Below are 26787 nucleotides of genomic sequence, written 5' to 3'. Positions count from 1 at the left end.
TTTCAGGCGTTAGTATCTTCCCGAACGTCGACGCATCCCGTAACGCAATAGTCGGATACCGATAAAATAACCAGCCAGCAGAATGATAGCCGTGATGATAAGCATTTTATTTCGGTGTGAAGCCTGATCGCGCTGGGCTTGAAGATTTTTTAGTTCTGTAACGGTGTCATTCAGCTTGCGGTTTTGCTCCAGCAGTTGGGCGTTTTGCTTCTGATAGGTTTCAATGCTGGAACGGGCCTTTTCCAGATCTTCCTGGGTTTGGCGATAGCTTTCCTTGAGCTGGTACACATCGCCGGGCAGGCGTGAAAACTGCTCAAAGCCTTGATATACATCATCCCAATAAGCAGCATGAACTTCGGGTACACGGGTGACTCCAAAAATAAACAAAAGCGCTATAGCAGCGCAGATAATGCGGCGGTATAAGGCAAAGTGACAAGTTGCTCGTGCCAAGAGATGTCCCCCTTTTGATAAACCAGGATGTTAGATGATATAGATCATTACCCACATCACATGGTTACGTACAATATCATGGTTTGGGTGCAGATTTTAGAATATACTGACGACAAAGACGGGAAAAAATGATCAAAAGAACTCGATATATTAGTTTAAGTGTACCCTAAAACGGGTATATCAAGGAAGCGGCAACATTCCGGCATTTTTCCCAGCAAACGAGTCAAGAATAATCCGCACCTGATCAGGGCTTGGATAGGAATATGAATGAATTGAAATATATGAAAAATGGATATAAAAGGAGATTTTGAAAAATGAAAGAAAGAGAACAAAACTATACCATTTTAAAAATTACTGTCAATGGAAAACCATTATCAAAGGAGCTCATTGTGGACAGCACTACTTTTGCTCCTATATCCGATGTTTGCACAAAGACGAATATTTCTTTAACAGAAACCTCAATTTCATAAGTTGAAATATATGAAGTAGACTATCATGTAGCCCGGCATACGCCGGGCTATTTTTGCGTATTTATGCAATTGGAAAGGATTAAAATGTTATTTCGCGAATTAGGTCCCCTTTCATAAAGATTACCATGTATAATTTTCACAATCAAACATATGTTCCCTGACAATATAGTGTCAGATAACACTGTTAATTTAGAGTTACATGTTCTTTTAGGGGGAATTTACCAGTGGTGAAGTCAATGCTCAATGTAACGTATACATGGGACAAAGAGTCTATATCTGCGAGTGGGTCCAAACAAGTAAATCTACTGATAGAATGGGGCTATGGAGCTATACGTAAAAGAAAAGGGAACCTAATACCGAAGGCAGCGGGATGTGACCTTCAACTTCAGTTCAATCCAGAAAACGGGGTGAATTTATTAAAAGCTGAAGGGGTCAGACTTGGATTTAAACAATCAGAAAACGATGATTGCATGTTTGTTCACTGTGGGGATGTGCGGCGGGGAAAATATAGACAAGCTATTTTGACGTTTTCTATCCCGGCTCACGCGTCCGGAAGACATACGATTGGAATGATCGAGTGGAGCTGGCGCAAGCCATCGCAGGAAAAGCGGACGCTGATCCGGACAGATCAGCTCTATATCCATTACACGCATCATCTTGGTTTGCTGAGCATGCCATCCAACCCGAAGGTGGAAAAATACATAAAGCTGAATGAGACGTCCCCAATTGTGAAAAAGGCGTTGCGTATGTACGAGAAAGGGGAACCTGACCGAGGGGCGTTCATCCTTACGAGACAAGCAGATGAATTGCTTATATGTGCAGCCAGAAGCGAAGACATGGATTATCTGAAGGAAGCCGAGTTACTTTTGTCCATACGCAATAAATGGAGTGGGTCTTTTGTGTCGTTTAAAGCGTATAGTTCTAAGGTCTTTTTTAATAAGGAAATATCGATAGGAGATGTTCATTTTACGGAGAATGATAGGTTGAGATAGATAATTATGCTAGTTTATTTGTGCAAATTAGTCAGTCTAATTTACTATCTTTTTGTAAAGGAGAGACTTCCTTGACTGATCGGTTGATACGTTTAATGCGGATTATTACTATTGTTCAAGCAAATCCGGGGATATTGGCAAGAGAGCTTGCCGAACGTTGTGAAACATCAGAACGTACCATATACCGAGATATGGAGGCGCTAAGCGCCATGCATATTCCGATCGCGAATATGGGGCATGGCAAGGGGTACATCTTTATTAGCAATTTTGCTTTGTATCCTCTAAATTGGACAGAAGAAGAGGCAGAGGCTTTTACCAAGCTGGGAGAGATTATGGAAACGATCAAGCCTCTCTTACCGCCAGCTTTTGAAAGTGCTTATGAGAAAGTGATGGCCTCTAGTCAGAAAAAAAAGATGGACCAGACGAGCTTCGCGCAGGAAATGAAAAATATCATCCGGCTCGGCTCGACACTTGATCGGGAAAACCAGCCCTATCTGCTCAGGCTGATTGTTTTGGCGAGTCTTACGCAGCAGACAATTGAAGCGGAGTATAGCTCGCCTCAAAATGAAGATGTATCATTGGTGCAAGTAGATCCTTATTGTTTGGTTCCTCAAGACCGGCGGTTCTATATGCTTGGTTTTTGTCATAAGCAATCCGCTATGAGAACCTTTCGGATCAGCCGCTTTCGGAATATGAGGATTTTGCCGTATACGTTTCAAAAAAATACATCTGAAATGGAAATGTTTTTTAAAGGTACCTGGTCGGTGACCAAAGGAAACCAGAATATTCGGTTTGTGGTACGTTTTTCCGCCAATTCTGTATATCGGGTTAAAGAAGAGGAACTGTTCATCAAGCCTCTTCTCAAGGACTTGCCGGATGGTAGCTTGTTATTTGAGGTGACGGTCAATCATGACCGTGAGTTTCTGGATTGGCTCACATCTTATGGAGCTGAGGCTGAAATTCTGGAACCTTTACGTTACCGCAAACGTATGCAAGAAATGCTGCGAACCTGGGGGGCGTTTTATTTCGACAAAAAGGCAGGAAATCAGGAATAACAGGGGGGGATACCCCGGAACGGGCCGGGGAGCTATCTGCTTAACGGTCCTTAAACAGGTTGGCGAGATTGCCGAAGGGACTGTACTGTTCCTGTTCTTCTTCTGGTGAAGAGTAGACGAGCTTCGAGCCGCGGCTTTCCTCATCGTCAGCAGCATTATGAACTAAAGTAATACGATCAAAATGGTGCATGAAAACCTGAGCGGTGTTCACAGCATCATCCAATGCCCGATGCTGTTGACCGTCAAAGTCAATGTTGCACAATTCCAACGCCTGAGACAAGCTCAATTGACGATACTTTCCATTGGAACTAAACAGACGGGAAATTTGCTTCTGTATATCATTTGTATTATGAATCCAGCCGAGATCTACATGATGGGTACGACAATGGGACACCAGCTTCTGACGGTCATCCGGACCCCATGCGCATAAATAATAAGGCGAATCCGTACCGAGCCAGGCAATAAATTGCTTCACGGCTTCAGGAAAGAGTGGAGCAGCATCAATGTCTCGTTGAGTAATACCCGTGAATTGAACGGTATCTGTAGAGAGCACAGGCCGATTCGATGGTCTTACAAAACTGTGAAATGTATCTGCAACGAATAGGCCATCGTCTCCCTGAATAACCTTGACGGCACCGATATCAATGATTTCAGAGGAATATCTGGCGTTACGGCTAACAGTAAATTCAAGATCATAAATAATGTATTGCATTTAATGAACTCCTTCCACACATAACTGATCCCGACGGATAACAGGATAAATGTTTTCTGCCCGAATGACTCTTCTCCATCATACCTCTCGCTTCACAACTTGTCAGCGGTTAAAAGGCTTGCTTTCAAAAAAAATATGCGATGTCCAAATGGGCTTGGACTATCGCATATCTATAAACTCCCTGACATACAGCAGCATCCAAAATCACTTGGATTTCGAATGTTGCTTATACTAGCTATGGAGTTAGGCCGGGAGGTCTAACTTTTGTCCTGGATAAATACGGTGAGGATTTTTCAATTTATTCAACTGCTGAAGCTGTTGCCAGGTGGTACCGTGTTTGCGAGAAATGGCATACAGTGTATCCCCGGATTTTACAACATATACATGGCTATTTGCAGCTTGTGCAGCAGCCGATGCCTGCTGTGGCTTGGCGGTTTTAGGCTTTGCAGGTGCCGATTTCGCAGGTGCTGGTTTTACAGCCGCTGTGGAATCGGATTGTGGTTTCTCCTGCTGAGGTGCCGGTGTCGCGGCTGGAGCAGACGGTACAGTTTGCGTAGCAGGGACAGTAGCTTTTCCATCTGCCTTGGCTTCTTGAATACGGCTGTCTGCTTGTGCGTGCAGGCTGGTAGAGCCGCCCTTTTGCATATAGCGGATTAACGCTTCATCCAGCGATCCGAACATACCTGCTTGTGAATATTTAGCGAACATCGTATATTGGTCACCGCCTACGGCAGTAAAATCATTGGTAGCCAGTGTATAGGTTGCCTCGGGATCAAGGGCCTTTCCACCGATCAGGATGGAGTGAACACGGCTGCCTTTGGCTGCTGAGGTGTCTATTTTGAACGAGATACCGGACACCTGTGGGAAACCCCCGCTTGGTTCCGGGTAGGCGGCTGTGCCATTTTCCAGTGCGGCCTGAAGGTCAGAGCCCTTTACTTTCAAGGTAACAATTTGGTTGCCGAAAGGCAATACAGTGATGATGTCTCCCTTGGTAACCGTACCTGCTTTGATGGAAGCGCGGATACCGCCCCCGTTCGTTAAAGCCACATCTGCCCCCGAAACGTCACGCATAGCATCGGTAAGCAAGTCGCCAAGATTGGTTTCACCCGCACGCACCTTTTCGCGCGCTCCTTCCAGATTTACACTCGTTTGTGCTACCACCTCTTTAAGAATAGGTTCTTGATCTTTCTGAATGGAGGAGATTAATGCAGCAATTTCAGCATTCGGCTGAACGTCGGCAGCTTGAGTTGAATCGATCAGTTTCGCTTGCTTTTGGACAACCTTACCGCCGTCTACCCATAGATCCACCACACCCAGATACTTGGTGTATTCACCTGCACTAGCGATCAACGTGCCGTTATCACCGATCAGGCCTTTTTCGAGTACGGTATGGCTGTGTCCGTCGATGAAAATATCAATGCCGGGCACTTCCTTGACGACCTTGAGGCTGGTATCTTTGCTGGATGCATCTTGTCCCAGATGACCCAGAGCCACGACGACATCTACTTTGCTGCGAATTTCGTCTACGGCCGCCTTGGCTTCAGCCGCAGGGTCAGTGAACTGAATGCCTTCCACATTTTTAGGGTTGGTTTTATATGCCGTTTCAGGCGTAGTCAGACCGATAATGCCGATTTTAACGCCATCGACTTCTTTAATAGTATACGGTTGGAACAAACGTGTCCCGTCCGTTTGCTTAATGTTGGCGCTCAGCACAGGGAACTGAATCTCCTTGCTCAATTCAACCAGATGCTTCCAGCCGTAATTAAACTCATGGTTCCCCGGAACCATTGCATCATAGCGCAGCTTGTTAATTACTTTCACAATACTCTCACCGTTAACCAGGGTAGCAAAGGTCGTTCCATGAACGGTATCCCCGTCATCCAGCAGCAAAGTATTGGGATTAGCAGCGCGGTATTGGTCGATGATTCCTGCCAGCTTGGCGAAGCCCATTTCCTTGTCATTGGCCACCACGTGAGCATGGGTATCATTCGTATGTAGGATGGTGATGTGTTTGCCGCTGACTGAAGTCGTTGTTGTCCCCGTTCCCGCTGTCCCCGTATTGGTAGCTGGGTCCGCTGCTGCGGTGCCGAGACATGCGAACAGAAGCGCGGCGGTCGTCAAGATCGACGAGAGTTTTTTCCATGAGTTCATGTTGTTCCTTCAACCTCCCATAAAATGAATGAAATAGAGAAACCGCTTACGTCCACATTTTATCAGATGATTGTAAAAATAACTTCTATTTTATATCAAAGCACTACATTTTTTTGATCAATCGGTTGTTAAAGCTATCGTCAAATTACCTACTATTATAGAGGAGTAATAAAATGAACATGAACTCATAGGATGAGAACTAACGTTCTGTTTTGTAGTCAAAAAAAAGGGCGGTCTCTTTAGGCAGCCCGATCCGCGGTAAATAGTGATCCAATGTTTCGTCAGCCAGCGGCGGATTCCCTTCACTCAGCAACAGTACGGCAAAGCGATTGGCCTGCTGTTCAAATTTGCCGGGGGAAAAGTAGGAATGCTCTTCCATAAAAAAGCGGCTAATCCCTTTATGCAGTCGATCATGGCCCAATTCATGCGCACAGACAAAACGTTCCCATTCTGGTGTAAGTCCATTGTGAATGACGATAAATCTCCTGCGTAGCTTGTGATAATACAACCCTTTGGTTGTGGAGCCCAGATCGCAGTAGCGGATATGGATGCCTAGGGCTTTCGCGATATCGAAAGGGCAATTGGTACGGTATTTTCGGACAAGTTTGTGAATGAGTTCGTTCATGCGTTCACCTACTATCCCTGATCTTTGCTCGCACCGGGGTCGGCGGGCTTTTTATGTTTGTTCATTTGCTTGGCTTCCCAGAACAGGCCTGTCAGTACGTCCTTGATCCGTTGACGGTCTTTTTCATCCAGTGGAATGCCATCAAACATTAATTCGTCGTCTTCCTCCAGCATTTTTTTAAAATCCCGGCGGTCTTTGGGAGTTGCCCATTCCGGCACAGTAGAACGATAAAGTTCATGCGGATTTTGCTCGATTGAATCATCGTCGGTCCAATATCCAGCCGCCTTCATCATTTCAGTATAGGGTACGCTGAGTGCGTCCGCTATTTTACGGAGGGTGGAGGGTTTGGGAACGCCGCGGAGTCCATTTTCGATGCGAGAAATTTGTGAATTACTAATACCTGCGGCATCTGCCAATTGGTTGATGCTCAATTGCTTGTGCTCACGCTGCTGTTTTAAGTAAGTTCCGAATGCTGGCTGTTCCACAATGGAGCTCCTTTCTGCATTAGAATCATAGGTTTAGCTTTATTATACCATTAGGCAAATAGTAAAAGCACGTAATATGCCAAAAGGCATAGAAAAATAGAGCGAATATCCTGTTTTTGGGGCTATATTGCTTTTTTTCACGATGGATACCTATCCTAAATAATGTTATGTTATACTCAAGATGCGAACAAAAGGGGAACACAATGTAAACAAATGCGTTATTCTATTTTAAAAATACATCATTGTCAAAAGGCATAATATAAGGAGTGTTGCTTTTTATGAGAAATAACTTACCCGAATTAGACCGTCGCAAAACGCAGAATGCATTGGAGGGTGTGTTTGAGAAATACCGGATATATAAAACAATAACCTTTATGGACCGGGAAAGTTTTATCACTGCTGGCTATACGGATCGCCCGAACGGACCCACGAATGTGACAAGCGACCCAACGGCCCGGACTGCCGTATATAATGTAGATGCTCCTGCCGCCCGCTTGGCCTATTGCCAAATGGTGGATGCGGTAGTGAGCCGCTTGAATGAACGTGAACAGCTGCTTATCCGTGAGCGTTATTTAAAGGATGACGATGTGTTCGATTACAAGGTCTACAATTATGTGTTGGACCCACCAGTCAGCAAGGATACGTATACGAAGCTTCGTACGCGTGCTTTTTACAAAATGGCGTTAGCGCTGGCAGATCAAGGTGTTTTGAATCTGGCGGGCCTGCAGAAGAACGTGGATCGAAGACTGGGTTCAGTAAATGCGTAGGGGTCACAGCCTGTTGCTCTATTAACCTAGATAGCAAGGAGTATGTACCACAACGGCGAATAAGAAGCATAGGTTCGTAATTAAGATGGGAACGGAGGAAGGATGCATTGAGAAGTGAACAAGAAATGCTGGATATGCTTGTAAAGTTTGCTATGAACGATGAAAGAATACGCTTGGTCACGCTGGAAGGATCGCGTACAAACTTCAATATTCCTCCCGATTCATTTCAAGATTATGATATTTCTTACTTTGTAACAGATATGGATTCTTTCAGGGAGAGTGATCAATGGCTTCACGTTTTTGGAAATAGGCTTATGATGCAAAAACCCGAGGATATGGAGCTTTTTCCATCAGAGCTAGGCAACTGGTTTTCATATATCATTCTTTTTGACGATGGGAACAAATTAGATCTGACACTGATCCCCATGAACGAGGTAGAGGATTATTTTACGAATAGCGATGGTTTAGTAGAGGTTTTGCTTGATAAGGATGCACTGATCCAAGAGGAAGTGATCGCAAACGATTGTCAATATTGGATTAAAAAGCCGACGGCAAGGGAATTTGATGATTGCTGTAATGAGTTTTGGATGGTTTCGACTTATATCGTAAAAGGATTGGCGAGAAAGGAAATCCTGTTTGCTATCGACCATTTAAACGAGATTGCACGACCTAATTTGCTGCGCATGATGGCTTGGAAGATTGGATCAGAGCAAGGATACACCTTTAGTGTAGGAAAAAACTATAAATTTATAAATCAGTATCTTCCTAATGAAGATTGGGAAAGCCTACTATCTACTTACTCTGAGAACGGCTATCGCGAAATGTGGCAGTCTTTACTTACTTGCTATGCATTGTTTAGAACATACGCTAAGGCTGTGGCCAGCAGTTTGAAATATGAGTATCCAGATTACGATGAAGCCATCACTAGATATACTGAAAATATTTATAATTCATTAAACTGAATAATAAAATAACCGCCCTTTTATGAACTGCACCCCAATTGTTAGACATAACTAACAGCTGGAGGTGCAGTTTTTTTAATGGCCAAATTAACAGCACAACATAAAATACTTGCTGTAAAAAGGTATCTGGAAGGGAAAGAGGGACAAGGAAGCGTACGAAGAGCATAGGCGTAAGCAAGAGTATACTTCAAACGTGGATTCGGCAGTATCAACAATGAGATTAAGCGTGTTTTAATGATAGGAACAAGTGTTCGCGAAATACCACCTAACTTCATCCCTAGTCTCTGCTTTTATCGTCCATTTCCCCGGCAGCGCATTCGTTATTAGGGTGTAAGATTATATCATCGGGAATCAAGACAAGAGGACATACCGAAGACACACACAGTCAAACGTTTGCCGGCCAATAGGGCCGGTTTTTTCATGCGGTGATCGTCTTTGTCACTTCCCGGGAATTCGATGTATAGAAAGGAGGAGTCGTGTTGCCTAAGCAAGGGATGCTGCAAAGCATGAGTACAAGGCTGCGCCGGATGAGAACATGGAAGTGGAAAAAAGCCTGGCTAAACAGTTACAACATGCGAGCACAAGATACGCAAGGGTGGCATGCCACAGGATGAGACAGGCTTTTAAGCAAAAGCTCATTGACATTATTCCAGCGCTGCAAGGGCGTGTATACGATGTTCAGCCACCCTCGCAGACGGCAGAGGAGCCGTATGCGGTTATGGCACTGGGCGAGGAAATCTGGAAATCTTCCTGGGCCGGTTATCGGCAGGTTGTCCGCATCAAGCTGTACGCAGGACAAGCTGGGCTGGCGCAGGCGGATGTATGGGCGAATGCCCTGATTGCCGGGCTGCACCGGACACCGGTGACAGGCAAAGGTGAGGACACGTCAGCTTTTACCGCACATTATTTGGGCGTGCGGGATGCAGAAAAGCTGGACACGGTTACGGGTAAGGCCTATAGAACGCTGCGTTTTGGCGTGTATGTGCCTGAAACGGAAGGCGGTTCGGCTATTCCAGCACCTGGTGCAGCACAGCCGGAAGAGTGGCTGGCAGCGCTGGTCCACTGGACGCAGAAGCAACTGGGCGAATCGTGGTCGGTATACGCCGACGCATGGCCTGCTCAGCCGGGAAGCCACGCGGTATTATGGCGGCTGAGCGGCTGTGAAACCCGGATGGCGGGAGCTTCCATGTATGAGCTCCGCAAACGGTTTATCGGGCACATCATCGCCCCGGATACCACCGAGGAAAACCACGCAGCTTCCGCGCTGGTTGAAGGCTTTGCCGCTCAAATCCAGCTTCCTCTAGAGCAGGAAAAGGGCCGTTATATGTCTATGGCTGAAGCTTCAGCCGATTTACAGGCAGATGCCATTTTAGACGGTCAGCTTCGGTTGATGCTGGTACAGCGGCGTATGCGTCCGGCTGAGGAAGCGGCGTTGATTCGCAGAGTGGAAATTCATCCTATTTTGAAATGAGGTGGTCCGAGTGACCTTGGAAAACCATGAGAAGAGCCTGCTAAATGCAGGGCAGGAAGCAAGTGACCCACGCTACACGCTGGAGGAACTAAAGGAGCACGCAGAATCATTGTTTTCTGTAAAAGAAGAAGTGCTGGCAGGCGCCTTTTTTGGCACACAGGACAAGCTGTTTACGGTAGCAGAAGCACACACTAAAATCGAACAATTTATGAAAGCGAAGGTGGATTAATTATGGCAGGCGGAACATGGGAAAACACGAATAAACCGGTATTACCGGGTTTGTATATGAATTTTCAGGCAGCAGCAGCTTCAGCGATTCAAGGTGGATCGCGCGGTACGGTCGTTGTACCCGTCAAAGCAAATTGGGGCCCTGTACGTGAGTTTGTGGAGATTGGCAGTGAAACGGCTATTAGCCAAATCTTCTCCGGTGACAGTGAGAATGGTGCGACAGCATATTCCACGTTGTATCTGGCTTTACTGGGAGGTCCGAAAAAACTGCTCGCTTACCGCTTGGCAGATGACACGGCTGCTGAGGCGTCTGTAACGCTAAAAAGTGGTGGCGGGACCCCAACCGATGTGCTGCGTTTGAAGGCTTTGTACACAGGTAGCCGCGGTAATGGTTTTGCCGTAACGGTACAGCCGACTTTGGGCGACGAGCAAGCTCGTGAGGTTCGCCTGTATGAAGGAACCAAGCTGCTCGGTACGTACAAAGGCAGTGACGGCACGGCTGCTTCGATTGCCAAGGCGATGAACGAGAACAGCGAAAACGTATGGGTGAAGGCTGAGGTTGTCGGCGAAGGTGGTATTCCGGTGGATGTTAGCGGCGTACACCTGACAGGTGGCAATAGCGGCAACAGCAAGCTGGTTAATGCCGATTACATCGCGATGCAGGAAGCACTTGAAGGACAGGATTTTAATGTGCTGGCCCTGGATTATGCAGCCGATCTGGCGTTGCTGCAAAGCTTTGCTGCCTGGATCAAACGTGTCCGGAATGAAGGCAAAGGCGTCATCGCTGTATTCGGCGGTTCTGCCGCAGATGATGTGTCCAAAACAGCTGTCAGCTTGGCTTCCGCACGTTCCTTGGCACTCAATCATGAAGGCATCGTGAACGTGGGTACAGGCGTACGTCTGGCAGGTACAGACTATAGCTCCGCCCAAACGGCTGCCTATGTAGCCGGACTGATCGCAGGCCAACGTTTGAACCAATCCGCAACGTATGCAGTTACGCCTTTTGAGGATGTAACCCGTCGCTGGACACGTTCCGAGCAGGAACAGGCTGTCCGTAACGGGGTTTTCCTCCTGTTCTTCGACGGTCGTCAGGTCAAAGCGCTGCGTGGAATCAACAGCTTGGTGAACCCGACGGCCGGACAAAACAACGCATGGAAGAAAATCCGTTCCATCCGTGTTATGGATGCCATTAACGCTGACTTGCAGCGTGCAGCCGAAGAAACTTATATTGGCAAAATCAACAACACAGTAGAAGGCCGTTTGGCACTCATCGGTGCGATCAAAGAATACCTGGCACAGCTGTCCCTGAGCAACGTAATCGAGGCAGATGGCTACGATGTCATTCTTGACCCAGCCTACTACGGTGATGCGCCAGTCATCAAACCAGAGCCGGACCAAGTGTTCCTGCAATGGAATGTGAAGCTCACCGACGTGATGGAGCAGCTGTTCGGCACATTTTACGTGCAATAAATAAGCATTTTACGCTCATAAGCATTTCGCAGGCAATCAGTAGGATTGCAATAGCATTTTAACAACGAGGATTTTGTGAAATCTCGAACTATATTATGAATTATTTTGAGGAGGAAAAAGAAATGTTGGATGCTTCAAGAGTTATTTTAGGTACGTTTGGTCAGGCGCACGTGGATGGGGTGTGGCAGACGAACATCAATAAGCTGGAAGCCAGCGTGGAAATGGAAAAACGCGAATTGAATCTCGTCGGTAATGAGTGGAAGGTGCATAAGCGCGGTATCAAAAAAGGGACAGGAACGATGAGTGGCTACAAGGTTACGTCCGATATGATTCGTCGTGGCTTTAACCGTTTTGAGATTATTACGAAGCTGGATGATCCTGAAGCCTTTGGACATGAAAGTATTCGTCTCATCCGTTGCACTGCTGACAAAATCCAGCTAGCCAACTGGACAGCAGGCGAGGAAGTACAGGAAGAAACGACCTTCACTTTTGAAGGCTATGAGCTACTGGATCCGATTGTAGCGAACTAAATTGGTTAACGGGGAATGGGATGTTGTCAGGTGTTCCGTTCCCCAAATGTATATAAGAATTGTGAAATTCTGAAATAAACAATAAGGGAGAATGACTTATGAGCTTGAATGAGAATATGACAGAAGAACAAATTTTGGACAGTCTGTTTGAAGCCGCTGAAAAACTTCCAGAAGAAACAGTTCGTATCAAGCGCCTCGATATGAAAATTGTGCTGCACGGTCTGACCTCCAGTAAGGTAGATAGCATTCGTGAACGTTGCACGATTCGTCGAACCGTGAAGGGTGCCGTAGATGAAAAAGTAGATACCGAAACGTTCAACGCCTTGTTGATTTCGGAAGCTACCGGAAAGCTGGAAGTGAAGGGCCTGTCCCTTAACGGTTGGGGCGATCCTCGGATTACAAGCCGCTTGAAGCTGTCTGGTGGCGAACAATCTGTCCGTCGTATGCTGCTGGCGGGTGAACTGGACGCAGTAGGGGATAAAGTGCTGGAACTGTCCGGTTTTGGTGTTGAGATTGCAGATCTAAAAAACTAATCGGCTCCGGGGGAATGACGACGATGCTGTATCACTTGTGGGTCCGGCACCACCTCCGTCCCGGAGACTTTTGGCGGCTTCCCCGCGGTGAGCGCATGCTGCTGCTGGCGTTTGCTGAAGAAGAACTAGATGCTCTAGCAGATAATATGTAGTAGTTAAAGGAGGTGTAGGTGTGGATGATATCTTGGATATAAGAAGTTTAAGTAGAGTTAATAAAGAATTAAAAGCTATGGATCGATACTTTGAGAGTATCCAGAAGAGGGCAAGAAATTTTGGGCTTAGTAGTTTCCAAAGACAAAAGATAGTTATTGACCAAACTACGGAGTCAGTTAAGCGACTTTCTAATGCGTTGAGTAATTTAACTTCACGTTTATATAAAATAAATGGCCTGGCCCGAAATTTATCTGGAATTAAGATTGCTGTTAAATGTGCCTGTTCTAAGGATTGCTCGAAATGTAGATCAACATGTCACAGTAAGATGGGCAGTTCTAATGGGATAAACCATTATTTGACTAATTTACAAAAAAAGATCACGTCTCAACTTGGTTTACAAAACAAAGTAAACATTAACAAGTCCTCAGCTCCTGGCGTGCCCTTAAAAACTAGCACATCTAATTCTCCCAGCAAATCTGTAATTTCTCAGAGCTCTGCGACTAAAAATACTGAAAAAGAAAAGATAGTTGTAATAAAGCCTGTTATGAATACTATGGCTTTCATTAAGAAATTTAGTAAGGTGAATGATGCTGTAGAATCACTAAATAAAACTATTAAAGCCTACAAGGCCATTACTCCGTCACAAGTTGCTGCAATGCCTTCATGGTTACAAACTGCTAAAACTAAAATTGACGATGTAGTAAATCGAATTAAAACATCTACTATTTACACACGAGCAGCCTCTATGTACTCGGGTGCGCCATCTTGGGTAAAAACAGGTTTGAAGGGTGCAGGTAAAATAGCCAAAAGCGCCATTGTTGTTGCAGATGTTGTATATGATGCTTCTGAAATACTCAATGCTACTGGAGAAGAAAAGTATAAACTAATAGGTGAATTTGTTGGCTCAAAAATAGGTAATATAGTAGGTAAAAGTGTAGGTGGAGCTACCGTGGCTATTCCTTATGTGGGACCAGTTATCGCTCCTATTGCCTCATTAGTTCTTGGGGCAGCAGGAGAGTGGTTAGGTGGTATAGGTGGGGGCAAAATTATGGAAAAAGTCTGGTATGCTAAAACGCATCTTAAAGGCTGGACTAAATCCTTAAATGAAGGCATTGATACTACTACCAAAGATTTTAAACAAAGTATGAATGGTTTTAACAATGAAGTGGCTAATAAAACGAATAATATAAAGACTACTGCTCCTGTAACAATTGATTCTTGGAGTAATAAAATTGTCAATTTCATTGGGAACAAAAGTGAAAGTGCTATCGGAATTGTTGAGAATATAACAGGGAAACTCTCAAAAGGAATACCTTTATCTAGTGATTTGACTAATAATATGAAGGGAGCACTTGAAAACAAGATTAATGGTGTGAGTAATCGATTAAAAGGTTATGTTCCAGGGTTGGCAGAAGGGGTCAAGGAGAAAATCAACAATATTAGTGAAGGGACTAAAAATTTTTCTAATAAATTGAATAACTTTGTTCAGAAAAATGCTGACCCTTTTAAAGAAAAAGTTAAAAAAGCAACATCAAAAACAAGCGATTTCCTTCAAATGATCTTGGATTCTCCAGAGAAATTGAACTGGGAGCTTATTCAGAGCACAGAGAAAACTGCTGCTAAAAAAAGTACTCCGAATAAATATTCTCGGACTTTAGTTGCAAGTTCTAGAACATATCGTGCAAATGATAGACACAGAACAGCAGCAGTTCATTCAGTAAAGAATACAAATAGAAATAAAGCAAACATGCAAGTGAATATGCCAACAGGAGCAATTCAGGTGGCTGTTGGTGAACGTGTTAATTTTGATGCTTTGGCTTCAGAAGTAGGCAAACGCTTCGTAGCAGGATTCCGTCAAGCTATGGATAACAACAAGACAGCGAGGACCCTAGTGTGAGTAGGAGGTGAATAGTATGGAGTTTAGTTTGACGGATGGTAAGGGGAAAAAGTTTCAGTTTCCAGTAAATCCTGAGGAAGTAACGATTTCACGACAAAAAGGATTTGATACAACGACGATCTTATCCTACGGGGAGTTTGATTTTCCGCAAGGAGAGAAGGTGAAGGAAATCTCCTTCTCTTCTTTTTTTCCGAAAGAATACAATCCAGCGTATTGCACATATGAAGATATCCCTGATCCGCAGGAGGCCATGAACACGTTGAATGGCTTTTTGTTATCCAAGAGCCCGCTACGCTTTATCATTACAGAGACAGCCGTGAATGTACCTGTAATTGTGGCTTCTCATAATTCAACCTTTCGGGGCGGGGAATATGGGGATGTGAATTTTGATTTGTCACTGCGAACCTGGAGTGAAATGAAAGTGGCCAAAAAAGCCGGAAGTGGGGCGAAGTCTGCTACAGTGAACAAAAAGCCTCGCACGGATATGAAAGAAAAAAAGAAGACTTACACGGTTAAATCGGGAGATTCCTTGTCCAAAATTGCCAAGCTGGAGTTGGGGGACAGCTCGCAATGGAGTCGCATTTATCAGCTTAACAAAAAGGTCATTGGACAAAATCCAAATTCTATTAAACCGGGTCAAAAGCTGGTGTTATCATGAGCTACAAAGTCATTTTACAGGATAAATATGATTTATCACCTCTCGTAGAGAACATTAATTTGAGGGATTCGCTGGAGCAAATCGCTTATCAGGGCACGGTCAATTTGGTGGTTACGCCGGATATGCCGCCCATTTCTCCAGGGATGTCGATTCGGGTAAGTGGGATTCCTTATGGTAAAAAGGATTATGTCCCGTTGCTGTCTCCAGCCGTTATTTGGGAAGTAGAAACTTCGAACAATGGGCTCAAACGTATGACGCTGACGATATATGATCGCACCGTATATTTGGACAAGTCCGAGGATGAATATTTGCTCCCTGCCAAGCAGACAGCTACCCAGCGTTTTCAGAAGTATGCGAGGGACTGGAAACTAAAAATCGCTTCATTGCCAGACACGAAAAAGCAGCTCGGGCGCGCTGTATACCGAACACAGTCCATTTACTCCATGATGCTGGGAGATCTGCGGGAAACGGCAAAAGCGGGAGGCAAGCTGTATCATCCACGGATGGTTACTTCCGGTTTGGAGCTTTATGAACTGGGCACGAACAAAGATGTGTACATTTTGGAAAGAGTGACCGATACGACACAATCCCGTACGCTGGAAGGTGCGGCCACGAGAGTGAAGGTGCTGGCTACAGCGGCAAGCGAGACGGGCAAAGAGGTTCCTTCCAAAGTGATGGCACTTGAAGAAAAGGACATTGCCAAATATGGAACCCTTCAGGTAATCGTGCAGGATGACGAGGTGAAGTCGGGTGCAGCGGCACGCGAGTTGGCCAAAAGTAAGCTAAGAGGCATACAACAAACGATATCGGTAAATGCGCCAGATATGAACACGATTCGAGCAGGAGACGCGGTAATGTTAGGGGCCATGAAGCTGCTGGTGATTTCAGTGAGCAGGGAATTGGGCAACCCGGGCAGTATGTCGCTGGAGCTCGGAACGTATGACGATGTAAAAAGGAGGTTTTACCTTGAATAAGGACCCCTACGGGCATTTAGCCACTGCGCTGCAATCCTCATTTCATAAACATACCAAGCAAGCACTGAGTGGAGTAGGTGCAGTATTAGGTACTATCACCTCCACAGGACTCAAGCTGGACGATTTTAAACATGAGCTCCAGGATTATCTGGTCGCCGAGCTGCCGGGGCTGCTATCTGTACCGCGCCATATGTACAAAGGCACCTCAACCTCGGTGGAATCAGAAAATTGGGAAGGCAAAGAGCTAAAAACTTCCTTTTATATCGGGGAAGATGAGCTGGAGGATGTAAATCTGAGCCTGAACAAAGGACTTAAGCCAGGGGATCGGGTATTGGCGGTGCGGGTGAATAGCGGTAACGATGTGGTTGTCGTGTGCAAGGTGGTGAATGGACGTGGCTAATTTATTTCCCGAAACAGATGATATGATTTGGACAGATGCAGATGTGACCGATCCAGATGTGCTGGAGGATAACCGTGCAGTATTTGGGCGAAGCTGGAGGTTTGATTTTGAAGCAGGGGAGTTTGTTATGAGCCCTAGCCGTAAAATCGTGACTACAGGTGAGAAAGAAGCCTGGGTACAGTGGTGTGAAAAAGCGATTCGCACTCCTCGTTATCGGCATGTGATCTATTCGCCTGACTATGGAAGTGAGCTGGAGGAGCTGATCGGCAGCAGCTATGGGCACGGTGTGCAGGAAAGTGAAATTAAACGCATGGTCACAGAGGCGTTGCTAGCGGATGCACGTACGGCTAGTGTGGATCAGTTTACGTTTCGCTGGGAAGGTGAGGCATGCTATTTTAGCTGCCAGATTACGAACGTACGAGATGAAACAGAAATTGTGGAAAGTGTGGTGATCTAATGGCAGACTTGCCGGAATATTTGGTAGACCAGACGGAAGAGGAAATTTTAAATCGAATGCTGGAAAAAGTGCCTTCGGACATCGATAAGTCCGAGGGCTCTTTTATTTGGGATGCGCAGGCGCCAGTAGCGTTTATGCTTTCTGAAGCCGCAATCTGGGCGCAGGAGCTGCTGCGTCGAGGCTTTGCCAGCACAGCAGCCAGCGATAACCCGGATTTTCGCTCGCCAGAGCTGGATTTGCGGACAGCAGAACATGGAGTGACACGGCGGGAAGCCGTTGCGGCCTCAGGGAAGGTCAAGTTCACAGGCACAGCGGGGACAACTATCCCAGCGGGAACGTTGGTGGCGACTCCGGCAGATGATGTGTCCGGAGAAGCCTCTATTGAGTATGCGACCACGGCCTCGGTCACGCTGGATGAGCAGGGCACAGGGGAAGCAATCATTCGGGCGATCAATCCTGGACGCCGCGGCAATGTTCCAGCAGGTGTCATCCAGGTGATGGCGACTCCGATTAGCGGGGTTTCCTCCGTGATCAATACGGAGGAAACCAAAAGCGGCACAGACGTTGAGAGCGACCAGCTGTTGCTGGAGCGTTTTTATGCCAAGGTGCGGAACCAGGGCACAAGTGGTAACAAGGCGCAGTATACCCAATGGGCGAATGAAATTGCTGGCGTAGGTGGCGTGGAGGTTGTTCCGCTTTGGAAAGGTCCAGGAACAGTGGGGTTATATGTGCTGGATACGGATAAACGAGCAGCCAGCCCGGATATCGTGGCTGCGGTGCAGAAGTATATTGATCCGACTCAGGATGGGCAAGGGGAAGGGCTGGCACCAGCGGGCCCCGTGGTGACGGTCATGCCAGCGGCTGAAGTAGTAATAAACATTTCGGTTAAGGTACAGCGCACCCAAGAGAAGCCGTCCACTCTGGATGAAATCAAAAAGTTGATTGAAGGCGGTGTGCGGACGTATTTGAAGCAGCTTGCTTTTTACAAGGCAGATCCGTTGGTACGGTACACCCGGATTTCCGCTGTGCTGCTGGACATTCCAATTATTATTGATTTCTCTGAACTGAAAATCAATGGACTGAGCAATCAGAATATTGAGATTGGATCAGGTCAGGTGGCCGTGCTGGGGACGGTGAGCGTCAGTGAGTAACAGCGGAATGAACAGTTTTGAAGAGCTTTTGAATAACTCAGACGAGGGAAAACGTGCAAACCGTAGTGACACTTTTGTTAATCGAGTAACTCTAGCGGAAGATGCAATGGGTCAAATGAGCAGCGAACGGGGACGCGAGCTGCTTTCCTATTTGCCTGCCTATTATGAAACCTCACGTGTGATGTGTTCTGAAATGGATGCTAAAGGAAGCGAATTGGACGCCTTGTATCTTGCAATGGATGCAACGGTGGGACAGTTTTTCGTACGTACTGCCACCTGGGGGTTGGAACGCTGGGAAATGGAGCTGGGGATCGAAACCGACCTGGCGAAGCCATTGGATCAACGGCGTGCCGTGGTGGAATCGAAGCTGCGAGGGGCAGGGACTTTTTCCGGCCGGCTTGTTAAAAATGTAGCTGAAGCGTATGACGGAGGCACGGTAGAGGTTACTTTTCATCCTGCCGAATGGGGATTTACGGTCAAATTTATAGATACCATCGGGATTCCCCCCAACGTAGAGGATCTTAAAGCAGCCATTGAGGAGATCAAGCCCGCTCATATGGCGGTGGAGTACAAATTACGCTACCTGACCATTGCCGAAGTGGAGTCTATGACCCTCTATGAAAATGAACATACAACACAGGATAGATATTTAGGAGGTGGCGCATAACATGGCAAGCGAAAAAACACCGAATCTTGGTTTAAATCAAATTGATCGCACATCACCCAAAACGACGTATTTTGATTTGGAAAAGTATCTGGATCAAAACTGGCGGTCTGTTGATGAATTTGCTGGTGGTGTAAATGATAGTGTAAATGAGATTAAGAAGCGCCTGGATACGACGGAACGTAAGGCGGTAACTTTGGAACCCGGTGTACAGATTGTTCATGCGGAAAAGGCCGCGCCATTTTCGTTGACGGGACTAAGCGGACGTACGTTGGTGAATTTGTTGGGGCGGGTAGGCTCTTGTGACCGAATTGACAGCCTTTTAGGTTGGGAAGCTGATCTTGCAGTGGATACATCTAATCAGGCGCAGGGTACGGGATCTATCAAGGTTACTGCAAAGAATGCCTCCGGTGTGTATAACGTGTATAGTACCGGATTAAAGCTTACTGGTGGAAGATACTATGTCGCCCTGGCTGATGTTAAAAACATCAATGCCTCAAATAATATCTATGTAAACTTTTCTACAGCTGGTAATAAGGCGCTCAAACAGTCCAAAGATCAGAGTCGATTTGTAACAATCTATACAAAATGTGCACCGACAAACGATACTGCGACGAACTTGGAAGTTACATCAATTTCAACAGCAACTGGCCAAGCTTTTTATGCAGACGCTATTCGTCTTTATGAGATTAGCGCTTCAGATTATGCTGCCTTAGACAGCATGACCGCTGAACAGGTAGTTACCAAATATTCATATGTGGACAGCATAATGCCTGTTCGTAATCCGTATGCGATTCGGTACGGAGAAAACCTGGCCCCGCATTCTTTTTATTCTTGGGATACTAAGGTTGGAACGCCTATTATTAAAGACGGTCAAAATGTTGTCGTTTCTTCTTCGAATATAATGATAGCATCCATCTCCCCGCTAGTTCCCGGGCAAATTTATACTGTTTCCGCTCAGTCCAGTGGGACAACGGGTAAAATACATGTAAATACACAGAATGAGACTGCAGTTATCGGTAATGTAACAGGTATTGGACGTATCTCGTACACATTCACAGTTCCCACGGATTCAAATGGTATAGTGATCCGTTTGTTAGGGACATCTACTGACGAAATAACCTTTTCCGACATTATGCTTAACATTGGCAACACAGCCAAATCATTCAAACCACGCGAGGATTCCATGCTGGCGTTGCAAACAGACTTGTACGCCGATCCAGTTACAGGAGCTAATGCGGATACAGTGTTTGAGCGTGACGGGCAATATTTCAAGTCCAAACGATGGCAGGGGATAACGCTTGATGGCAGTAGAATCTCCAAAGTGAATAACATTGTGTCGGGAACGGGTTTTAAAGCCCTCTATCCTGTAGTAGATGGCATTAATTATGCTTACGTTGGTAACGGGGTGGGCGTGAAATTTGACGGTAAAATACTGCTGTGGGGTGGGCAAGATACAACAGCAGACAGATGGGCAATAGATGGCACAGCTGGCAATTTTGCTATTTCTATTTCTGCTGCCGACAGCGGATGGGGAGACAGCTACGCACCTACATTAGACGAGATTAAGGCGTATTTCATGGGTTGGAAGATGTACAATTCTGATACTTCCGCAGGTGGGTCAAACGATGGTTCAGGTGTGTACAATGGTACTGGAATTAAGGCGTGGGGGTTTCGTAACGACAGTGGATCATACGGAGGGCTTACAAACGTATTACCGACTACCAATGCTACAATAAATTCGAAATGGACACCATACCAATTCGTATACCAACTTGCAACGCCTATAGTAGAGTCTATCGTATCCGAGGGGCAACTATCATTTGTTGAGGGCGACAATCAGGTTGAAGTAGGTACGGGGATTGTGTTGCGTGAATTAGTCGACGTTTATACGGAAACCGGAACCTCATACGGTACTAGGATAAATATAAATAATGCCAGCTTTAGCGGCTATCGCTTGCTTAAAAATCGCACAACTCGAATGTTAGCGATATTTAAAAACAATGTTTTAGACAACAGGTGGTCTAAAAGCAACGGGTGGGTTACAAGTGCGGGGGCTTTAGCTCAACTTCTATATGCGGCTGATACGGATAAAGAGCAGACTTATAGCGTCACGTACCTTATGCTTGACCGTTCGCCAGTCGTACCGTTTACAGGTTCCTACGCAGCCAACGAAAAAACTCTGCTTGCGGACTTGGTGGACAGCGTACAGCAAAACACGGCGCGTGTGTCGGTGCTGGAGAACAAGAAGGCTGACAAAGATAATCCTGCATGGCTTACGCCTACGTTGCTTAATGGATGGGTTGTAAGTCGTCCGGTAGGAATAATGAAGGATAGTAACGGGTTTGTTCATATCAGAGGGTTGGTTGTCAATGGTTTGACAAATGGAGGGTTAACATTGTTCACTCTGCCCCAAGGTTACAGACCTACAAGTATACAAGGTCCAGTATCTTACGGTTACGGAGCCAATGGGCCTGTTTTAGTACAGTTTGATATTTTCCCAGATGGAAGAGTTTGTTTTGGTGGTGGAGGGGCAAAAGATAGCACCTCGTTGAGTCTCCTTTTTCCGCCATTCCTAGCTGAATAATAAGGAGGTCTAACACATGAAAGCAGTTCCTAAAGTAAATACAAACGGCCTCTATCTTGAGGACGAGCTGGTGGACGATGCCTTTTCAGGTATCGTCCCTTTTTATACTCCATCTTCGCCTACGCTATCTGATACAAACCAGCAACTAGACACTCATCAGTTTGCTGGCAGTAGCTCTAGTACCAAAGATGCGACCGAAAGAATCCCTGCTGGTTATACAGTAGGGATTCCAGTGCCGTCTGGTCTATACCATCCTCGTTTTGACATCCAAGGTTGGCTGACCTATGAAGCGGAATATAATCAAAAGCTGATGGAAGCACAAAAAGCCTTTGATCAGTTGAACAACGAATCCCAAGTTTTATTTCAGAAGCAGCATGATGAATGGCGAAATAAGCCGGAAAACAAACGTGGAGACGAACCTGTATATTCTGCTCAGACATTCACGGCCCCAGAACGAAGAGACCCAACGACGTTCTGGAGTGAAGGATTGAGTGAGGAAGCAATTAAGGAACTGACACAAAAAGCAGAGCAACAGCCGCGTGAGACAGATCAATTAAAGCAGCGGATTGCAGATCTCGAAGTGACGTTGACCCAACTCGTGCTTGGTAACACAGGAAAATAACGTGTACTGACGACTATATGTAACAACAATCTTTATAAAAGAGGTGAAGTCATAATCATGGCAGCTTTAACAGAGGCTCAAATGCGTATTTGTGCTCATGCTTGCATCACTCGCTATGAGCGGGGTGAGGGCGATATAGCAACGATTATGGGAAGCTACGCTTTAAACGAAGAACAGCGTGAACAAGTAATGAAGATTATTTTATCCAAGCGTTCTGATCTAATAGCAGGCAACGTAGAAGATTCATCATCAACCGATGTTCCAAATGAACAGCGAGAAACGGTTAAATGGTATAGCTCAATTTTCCGTAAGAAGACGGTATAAGTATATAGCATAAATGCCTGAACTCAAAGGAGGAGTGAGCATGTATGAAAGAGTGTTTTTAGTTTTGATGGGTTTCTCCAGGCGGAAAATGTACAGACAAAGCAAACCTTTTATAAACATTCAGCCCGGTCAGGTGGCAGAGCTGGGGATGGTGAGTATGGATGGATATTAATGGAAAAAGGGAATCTGTTATCCAAGATATAACTGGAGAATTCAAAAATCGAATGTTCAGTTCGCGGGGACAAGAGCTATTCTCCTATCTGCCAGTCTATTATGAAACCTCTCGTGTAATGCATGTCGATATGGATGTAAAGGGTAGCGAACTAGATGTTCTATATCTTGCTTTGGATGATACATTAGCCCAATTTTTTGTTCGCACCGCCACTTGGGCGCTGGAAAGCTGGGAGATGGAGTTAGGTATCCCGATCAATTTGGAAAAGCCGTTGGAACAGCGACGTTCTGTCGTGGAGTCGAAACTCCGTGGGAGTGGTAAATTTTCAGGCGATTTAATACGGAAAATCATGAACTCTTTTGGTGTGGAAGGGGAAGTAGAGTTTCATCCGACGGAATATAAGTTTGGTATAAGCTTTGAAAACCATATCCCCGAAAATATGATTGATTTCAAAAAGATTATCGAGGATATTAAGCCTGCTCATCTTGCTTTTTATATGAATAATAAAACTAGGCTTGCATTTCTTCATGAGAATCTAATGGTTTCTCGTATTCGATTACGTTCGCGAGTTCGCTTTTTTGGTGGGAAGCCATGGTATCTAGATGGTGTCGAGTTACTGAACGGAATAGCCTCTTTGTCTGGGTGGACAGAGGAACCTATGCGTTATGTGAACCGTATGAAATTAGTCACCAAATATCAAGTGATTCATCATCAGGAAGGCAACGTGAAAATTCGAAACCATTATTGGAAGTTAGATGGAAGTAGGAAGCTGGATGGAAGTCAGATGTTAAGCTCAACGGAGAAAGTCATTTCAATTTAAACAAACTAGCTTTTACTTTTAAAATAGAAAGGATGATAAGTGTGGCAGAACAAGTTCTGACAGTTACAACTGCTTACGCAAGGGAACAAATGGCACGTGCCCGCGCTGAGGGAGGAACGCTGACAAAAGTGATAAAGATGGCGTTTGGTAGCGGAGGCGTAGATCAAGCGGGGAAACCACTGCCTTTGGACGGAGCAGAACAGGCCTTGAAAAAGGAATTGATCCAAAAGGAAATTACTAGTTTTGAATTCATTGCGCCTGCGACGATCCGTTATATTTGTTCACTAGCAGAAAATGAACTGGCGGGTGAGACGATTAATGAGCTTGCGCTGGTAGACTCGACGGGTAAGCTGACAGCTGTTCGTACAATGACTAATAAAGTGAAAGATAGTGATATGGAATTTGTATTCGAAATTGATGACATTTATTAAGGAGGATGAAGAAGTATGAGTATACAACAACCACGCAGATTTGTTACTACTGATCAGGGACATGCGGACGTTCTGAATGTCCCCATTGATACTCTTTACGCAAACGATCAGGAATTGGCCGCACAGGTTGAAAATATTAAAAAGGATCCGGCTGGAAACGGGGTTGCTTCTAAGGAAGCGTTAGACAGCCATGCCAGTAATACAGATCTCCACGTTACGGCAGCCAAACAAGCGGCATGGAGTGCAGCTGAGGGAAATGCCAAAAAGTATACAGAGCAATATGCAGCACCAAAGCAGCATAGTCATCCGGCATCAGATTTGCCTTCTGCATCAACACAGGCGAGAGGGATTGTGCAGCTTAATACCTCTACCAGCAGCACAGCTACAGATCAGGCAGCTACGCCGAGTGCGGTAAAGGCAATGGGCGATGAATTAAGACAACTTATAAACAATATAAAGGAGGCTGGTTCTGTGAAAAGTGTACAAAGGTTAGTTGTATCTTTAGAAGCAGGTGTTAAAGAACTTGTTGTCAATATTAACCCAGTTAACTCAAGTAAAACCATGTTGTCTCATTTAGGTGCACAAGGTTACTCAACTGATGATGGATTACTTGCCATGTTAAGTTTGATTAGCTCTAATCAAGTTAAGGTTACTCTTACGAATATTTATGATAATGCTAGTCATAATGTTAGTTTCGAAGTGATTGAATTTAATTAGGAGGCTTGGTCATGTTATATGCTTATGCGGATTTAAATAATCGCATTTATGCTGTTTTAGAAGCTGCAGCCAGCCCAGATCATGGACATACAATACTTGTTTCTTCACGGGATGTTTTAGGAAAAAAATATAATCCAGAAACTCATGAATTTGAAGATATACCGGTACTAAGGAATCCAAGAAAATTATCAGAACTGGATTAATTGAAGGCACAAATTGAGGAAGTTCAGACCCAAAATGCTGTACTGAGGCAAGCGGATTTGGACAATAAAAAATCTATAGTAAAACTGATTCAGATGATTATGGGCAAAAGTGATAATTTACGAGCAATTGAAATCCTTTAGAGTCACTGGTACTTAATGCAAAGGAGGTAAGTCAAGTGGATGAAAATATAAAAAACCTTTTGTAACTGTATTCTTTCATCTTGTTCAATCTGGTCGTCGTTCAATTGATAATGTGTCAGTAGTGCTCCAAGACATGGTTAAGGCGAATTTGGATTTAGCTAAAAATAAACAAGTATAAAAAATGCCCACGCACAGCGTGTTTTTTTATGCCCTTGGGTCGACCAAGGGCGTTCACTTTATCACCTAGGTTCAAAAGGGGGAACAAACATGCATGAAAAGATCGATCAGATTTGGCTGGGGTTTTCCACGGGGACCTTGATCGGTTATTTTTTCGGGGGGTGGACTACAATGCTGACGTTGCTGTGGTGGATGGTCGTGATCGACTTTTTCACCGGATGGGCAGCGGCCTGGATCAATGGGGAGCTGAAAAGCCGCCAGGGGTATTATGGTATTTTTCGCAAGGTTACCGTGTTTTTGCTCATTACGGTAGCTCATCTGATCGACGGTATTCTCGGGGATGCACATTACTTCCGGGATGCCGTCGTTTTCTTTTATTTAGCGAACGAGCTGTTGTCCATTATAGAAAATGTGGGCAGAATGGGAGTGCCGATGCCGGATATTTTGCGGAATGCGGTAGCCATTTTTGAGTCCAAATCGAGTGGGGAAAAAATAAAGCCAACCGACCCTTCCGACAAAGAAAATAAAGCTTCATAAAGTGCTGACCGTCGAATTGTAAAAAAAAGGAATATGGTCTTTTCGCCTTTTTTCGGCATAAAAGTGGAAAAGCCCATACCGGCTCCATGGTCCAAGCATATATAACAGAGACAGAGTGCTACAACATTATGAATGACAAGGGGGGAGCGCCTTATGCAAAGTCGCAGCCCTAACGCGGCCGAAGGCATTGACGTGTCCCGATATCAGGGAACGATTGATTGGAAACGTGTTCGAGCCGATGGCAAATCATTTGCATTTATTAAAGCAAGTCAAGGACAGCGTTACATTGATCCGACATTTATCACGAATGTAAAAGGGATCAGGGCAGCCGGCATTCTACTTGGAGCTTACCATTTTGTAGATGCGATCACTGTAAACGCAGCCAAAGCGGAAGCCAGGCATTTCGCCGAGGTGCTGGATCAGGTAGGGGGTGCGAAAGCGCTAGACTTGCCAGCGGTCATGGATTATGAAAACAATCCGGGAGGGCTTAGCTCAGCTACAATTCATGAGATTGCACTGACATTTTTGACGGAATTTGAGCGAGTTAGCGGTTGCAAGCCGATGGTATATACGGGCAATGCTTTTGCTGCCCATTTTAAAGCCCCGTTGGCTAGTTATAAACTGTGGATTGCGCGTTATAGTGCACGGGTGCCCAGTGATACTACACCATGGAAGCTTTGGGACTTCTGGCAATACAGCGATAATGGACGGGTTGAAGGCATTCAAGGACCAGTTGATCTGAATGTATATGCTGGAACAGAGGCTGAGTTACGCCTAGCATTTGCAGGAGAAGAGGGGGAA

33 protein-coding genes are annotated in these 26787 nt (G+C 45.4%); 28 read left to right on the top strand and 5 right to left on the bottom strand.

Annotation, left to right across the window (positions count from 1 at the left end; translation table 11 throughout):
* Positions 1 to 9: 9 nt before the first annotated feature.
* Entirely contained in the window at positions 10 to 450 is a 441-nt protein-coding gene (locus AC5V8P_RS01015) for an SH3 domain-containing protein (protein ID WP_064795495.1), read from the bottom strand.
* Positions 451 to 764: 314 nt separating this feature from the next.
* Here AC5V8P_RS01015 and AC5V8P_RS01010 point away from each other — a divergent pair, with 314 nt between their 5' ends.
* From AC5V8P_RS01010 to AC5V8P_RS01000, 3 genes are all read left to right on the top strand, one after another.
* On the top strand, positions 765 to 920 hold the full coding sequence (locus AC5V8P_RS01010) for a hypothetical protein (RefSeq protein WP_196771803.1): 156 nt from the start codon (positions 765 to 767) through the stop codon (positions 918 to 920).
* A gap of 224 nt (positions 921 to 1144) precedes the next feature.
* On the top strand, positions 1145 to 1912 hold the full coding sequence (locus AC5V8P_RS01005) for a hypothetical protein (RefSeq protein WP_064795494.1): 768 nt from the start codon (positions 1145 to 1147) through the stop codon (positions 1910 to 1912).
* Between the two features lie 71 nt (positions 1913 to 1983).
* Positions 1984 to 2967: a helix-turn-helix transcriptional regulator gene (locus AC5V8P_RS01000; RefSeq protein ID WP_063207609.1), complete on the top strand. Its 984-nt coding sequence runs from the start codon at positions 1984 to 1986 to the stop codon at positions 2965 to 2967.
* Positions 2968 to 3007: 40 nt separating this feature from the next.
* Here the strand turns inward: AC5V8P_RS01000 and AC5V8P_RS00995 are convergent, their stop codons facing one another.
* The 4 genes from AC5V8P_RS00995 to AC5V8P_RS00980 form a co-directional block, all read right to left on the bottom strand.
* Entirely contained in the window at positions 3008 to 3679 is a 672-nt protein-coding gene (locus tag AC5V8P_RS00995) for a 3'-5' exonuclease (protein ID WP_064795493.1), read from the bottom strand.
* A 243-nt stretch (positions 3680 to 3922) separates the two neighbouring features.
* Positions 3923 to 5830: a 5'-nucleotidase C-terminal domain-containing protein gene (locus AC5V8P_RS00990; RefSeq protein WP_064795492.1), complete on the bottom strand. Its 1908-nt coding sequence runs from the start codon at positions 5828 to 5830 to the stop codon at positions 3923 to 3925.
* 199 nt (positions 5831 to 6029) lie between these two features.
* Positions 6030 to 6455 (bottom strand): ImmA/IrrE family metallo-endopeptidase, encoded by a 426-nt coding sequence (locus AC5V8P_RS00985; protein WP_064795491.1) that lies wholly within the window; start codon positions 6453 to 6455, stop codon positions 6030 to 6032.
* 11 nt (positions 6456 to 6466) lie between these two features.
* Positions 6467 to 6940 (bottom strand): helix-turn-helix domain-containing protein, encoded by a 474-nt coding sequence (locus tag AC5V8P_RS00980; RefSeq protein ID WP_064795490.1) that lies wholly within the window; start codon positions 6938 to 6940, stop codon positions 6467 to 6469.
* Between the two features lie 278 nt (positions 6941 to 7218).
* Between AC5V8P_RS00980 and AC5V8P_RS00975 the strand changes: the two genes are divergently transcribed.
* The 25 genes from AC5V8P_RS00975 to AC5V8P_RS00855 form a co-directional block, all read left to right on the top strand.
* Positions 7219 to 7707, top strand: coding sequence for an ArpU family phage packaging/lysis transcriptional regulator (locus tag AC5V8P_RS00975; protein ID WP_064795489.1), 489 nt, complete (start codon positions 7219 to 7221; stop codon positions 7705 to 7707).
* 107 nt (positions 7708 to 7814) lie between these two features.
* Positions 7815 to 8669: an aminoglycoside 6-adenylyltransferase gene (ant(6), locus tag AC5V8P_RS00970; RefSeq protein WP_064795488.1), complete on the top strand. Its 855-nt coding sequence runs from the start codon at positions 7815 to 7817 to the stop codon at positions 8667 to 8669.
* Positions 8670 to 9148: 479 nt separating this feature from the next.
* On the top strand, positions 9149 to 9283 hold the full coding sequence (locus AC5V8P_RS00965; protein WP_269203108.1) for a hypothetical protein: 135 nt from the start codon (positions 9149 to 9151) through the stop codon (positions 9281 to 9283).
* Positions 9280 to 10140, top strand: a complete 861-nt coding sequence (locus AC5V8P_RS00960; protein ID WP_064795487.1) for a hypothetical protein — start codon at positions 9280 to 9282, stop codon at positions 10138 to 10140. Before AC5V8P_RS00965 ends, AC5V8P_RS00960 begins: the two co-directional genes overlap by 4 nt.
* 10 nt (positions 10141 to 10150) lie before the next feature.
* The gene (locus tag AC5V8P_RS00955; RefSeq protein ID WP_064795486.1) at positions 10151 to 10369 is read left to right on the top strand and encodes a YqzN/YkzM domain-containing protein; all 219 of its coding nucleotides are present in this window, start codon (positions 10151 to 10153) and stop codon (positions 10367 to 10369) included.
* Between the two features lie 2 nt (positions 10370 to 10371).
* Complete coding sequence (locus tag AC5V8P_RS00950; protein ID WP_064795485.1) at positions 10372 to 11838, top strand: phage tail sheath family protein; 1467 nt, start codon at positions 10372 to 10374, stop codon at positions 11836 to 11838.
* Positions 11839 to 11960: 122 nt separating this feature from the next.
* Entirely contained in the window at positions 11961 to 12368 is a 408-nt protein-coding gene (locus AC5V8P_RS00945) for a phage tail tube protein (RefSeq protein WP_016821317.1), read from the top strand.
* A 98-nt stretch (positions 12369 to 12466) separates the two neighbouring features.
* Positions 12467 to 12901: a phage tail assembly chaperone gene (locus tag AC5V8P_RS00940; protein WP_007429164.1), complete on the top strand. Its 435-nt coding sequence runs from the start codon at positions 12467 to 12469 to the stop codon at positions 12899 to 12901.
* Between the two features lie 172 nt (positions 12902 to 13073).
* Complete coding sequence (locus tag AC5V8P_RS00935; protein ID WP_064795484.1) at positions 13074 to 14951, top strand: hypothetical protein; 1878 nt, start codon at positions 13074 to 13076, stop codon at positions 14949 to 14951.
* 16 nt (positions 14952 to 14967) lie between these two features.
* Entirely contained in the window at positions 14968 to 15609 is a 642-nt protein-coding gene (locus tag AC5V8P_RS00930) for a LysM peptidoglycan-binding domain-containing protein (RefSeq protein ID WP_063207644.1), read from the top strand.
* Positions 15606 to 16583 (top strand): XkdQ/YqbQ family protein, encoded by a 978-nt coding sequence (locus AC5V8P_RS00925; RefSeq protein ID WP_063207647.1) that lies wholly within the window; start codon positions 15606 to 15608, stop codon positions 16581 to 16583. The genes AC5V8P_RS00930 and AC5V8P_RS00925 overlap by 4 nt, the downstream gene beginning before the upstream one ends.
* A complete protein-coding gene (locus AC5V8P_RS00920; RefSeq protein ID WP_013369781.1) occupies positions 16576 to 16983 on the top strand; it encodes a hypothetical protein in 408 nt (135 codons plus the stop codon). Before AC5V8P_RS00925 ends, AC5V8P_RS00920 begins: the two co-directional genes overlap by 8 nt.
* A complete protein-coding gene (locus AC5V8P_RS00915) occupies positions 16970 to 17440 on the top strand; it encodes a DUF2634 domain-containing protein (RefSeq protein ID WP_081276710.1) in 471 nt (156 codons plus the stop codon). The genes AC5V8P_RS00920 and AC5V8P_RS00915 overlap by 14 nt, the downstream gene beginning before the upstream one ends.
* On the top strand, positions 17440 to 18591 hold the full coding sequence (locus AC5V8P_RS00910; RefSeq protein ID WP_064795482.1) for a baseplate J/gp47 family protein: 1152 nt from the start codon (positions 17440 to 17442) through the stop codon (positions 18589 to 18591). The genes AC5V8P_RS00915 and AC5V8P_RS00910 overlap by 1 nt, the downstream gene beginning before the upstream one ends.
* Complete coding sequence (locus tag AC5V8P_RS00905; protein WP_064795481.1) at positions 18584 to 19258, top strand: YmfQ family protein; 675 nt, start codon at positions 18584 to 18586, stop codon at positions 19256 to 19258. The genes AC5V8P_RS00910 and AC5V8P_RS00905 overlap by 8 nt, the downstream gene beginning before the upstream one ends.
* 1 nt (position 19259) lies before the next feature.
* Complete coding sequence (locus tag AC5V8P_RS00900; protein ID WP_064795480.1) at positions 19260 to 21842, top strand: hypothetical protein; 2583 nt, start codon at positions 19260 to 19262, stop codon at positions 21840 to 21842.
* 16 nt (positions 21843 to 21858) lie between these two features.
* Positions 21859 to 22464, top strand: coding sequence for a hypothetical protein (locus AC5V8P_RS00895; RefSeq protein WP_064795479.1), 606 nt, complete (start codon positions 21859 to 21861; stop codon positions 22462 to 22464).
* 57 nt (positions 22465 to 22521) lie between these two features.
* Entirely contained in the window at positions 22522 to 22788 is a 267-nt protein-coding gene (locus AC5V8P_RS00890) for a hypothetical protein (RefSeq protein WP_064795478.1), read from the top strand.
* Between the two features lie 40 nt (positions 22789 to 22828).
* Positions 22829 to 22960, top strand: a complete 132-nt coding sequence (locus AC5V8P_RS00885; protein WP_269203096.1) for a hypothetical protein — start codon at positions 22829 to 22831, stop codon at positions 22958 to 22960.
* 52 nt (positions 22961 to 23012) lie between these two features.
* Entirely contained in the window at positions 23013 to 23780 is a 768-nt protein-coding gene (locus tag AC5V8P_RS00880; protein ID WP_064795583.1) for a putative phage tail protein, read from the top strand.
* 41 nt (positions 23781 to 23821) lie between these two features.
* Entirely contained in the window at positions 23822 to 24211 is a 390-nt protein-coding gene (locus AC5V8P_RS00875) for a phage tail-collar fiber domain-containing protein (protein WP_064795477.1), read from the top strand.
* A gap of 15 nt (positions 24212 to 24226) precedes the next feature.
* Positions 24227 to 24928 carry a phage tail protein gene (locus tag AC5V8P_RS00870; protein ID WP_231116717.1) on the top strand — a complete coding sequence of 234 codons (702 nt, stop codon included), beginning with the start codon at positions 24227 to 24229 and terminating at the stop codon, positions 24926 to 24928.
* Positions 24929 to 24939: 11 nt separating this feature from the next.
* On the top strand, positions 24940 to 25131 hold the full coding sequence (locus AC5V8P_RS00865) for a hypothetical protein (protein WP_064795476.1): 192 nt from the start codon (positions 24940 to 24942) through the stop codon (positions 25129 to 25131).
* A 408-nt stretch (positions 25132 to 25539) separates the two neighbouring features.
* Entirely contained in the window at positions 25540 to 25986 is a 447-nt protein-coding gene (locus tag AC5V8P_RS00860) for a phage holin family protein (RefSeq protein ID WP_040101929.1), read from the top strand.
* 153 nt (positions 25987 to 26139) lie between these two features.
* Positions 26140 to 26787: glycoside hydrolase family 25 protein (locus tag AC5V8P_RS00855; protein ID WP_495473542.1), on the top strand; the 648-nt coding region annotated here is incomplete at its 3' end.

It is taken from the genome of Paenibacillus sp. N119s (genome assembly GCF_059447605.1).
This window is presented reverse-complemented; position numbering and strand designations above follow the sequence as displayed.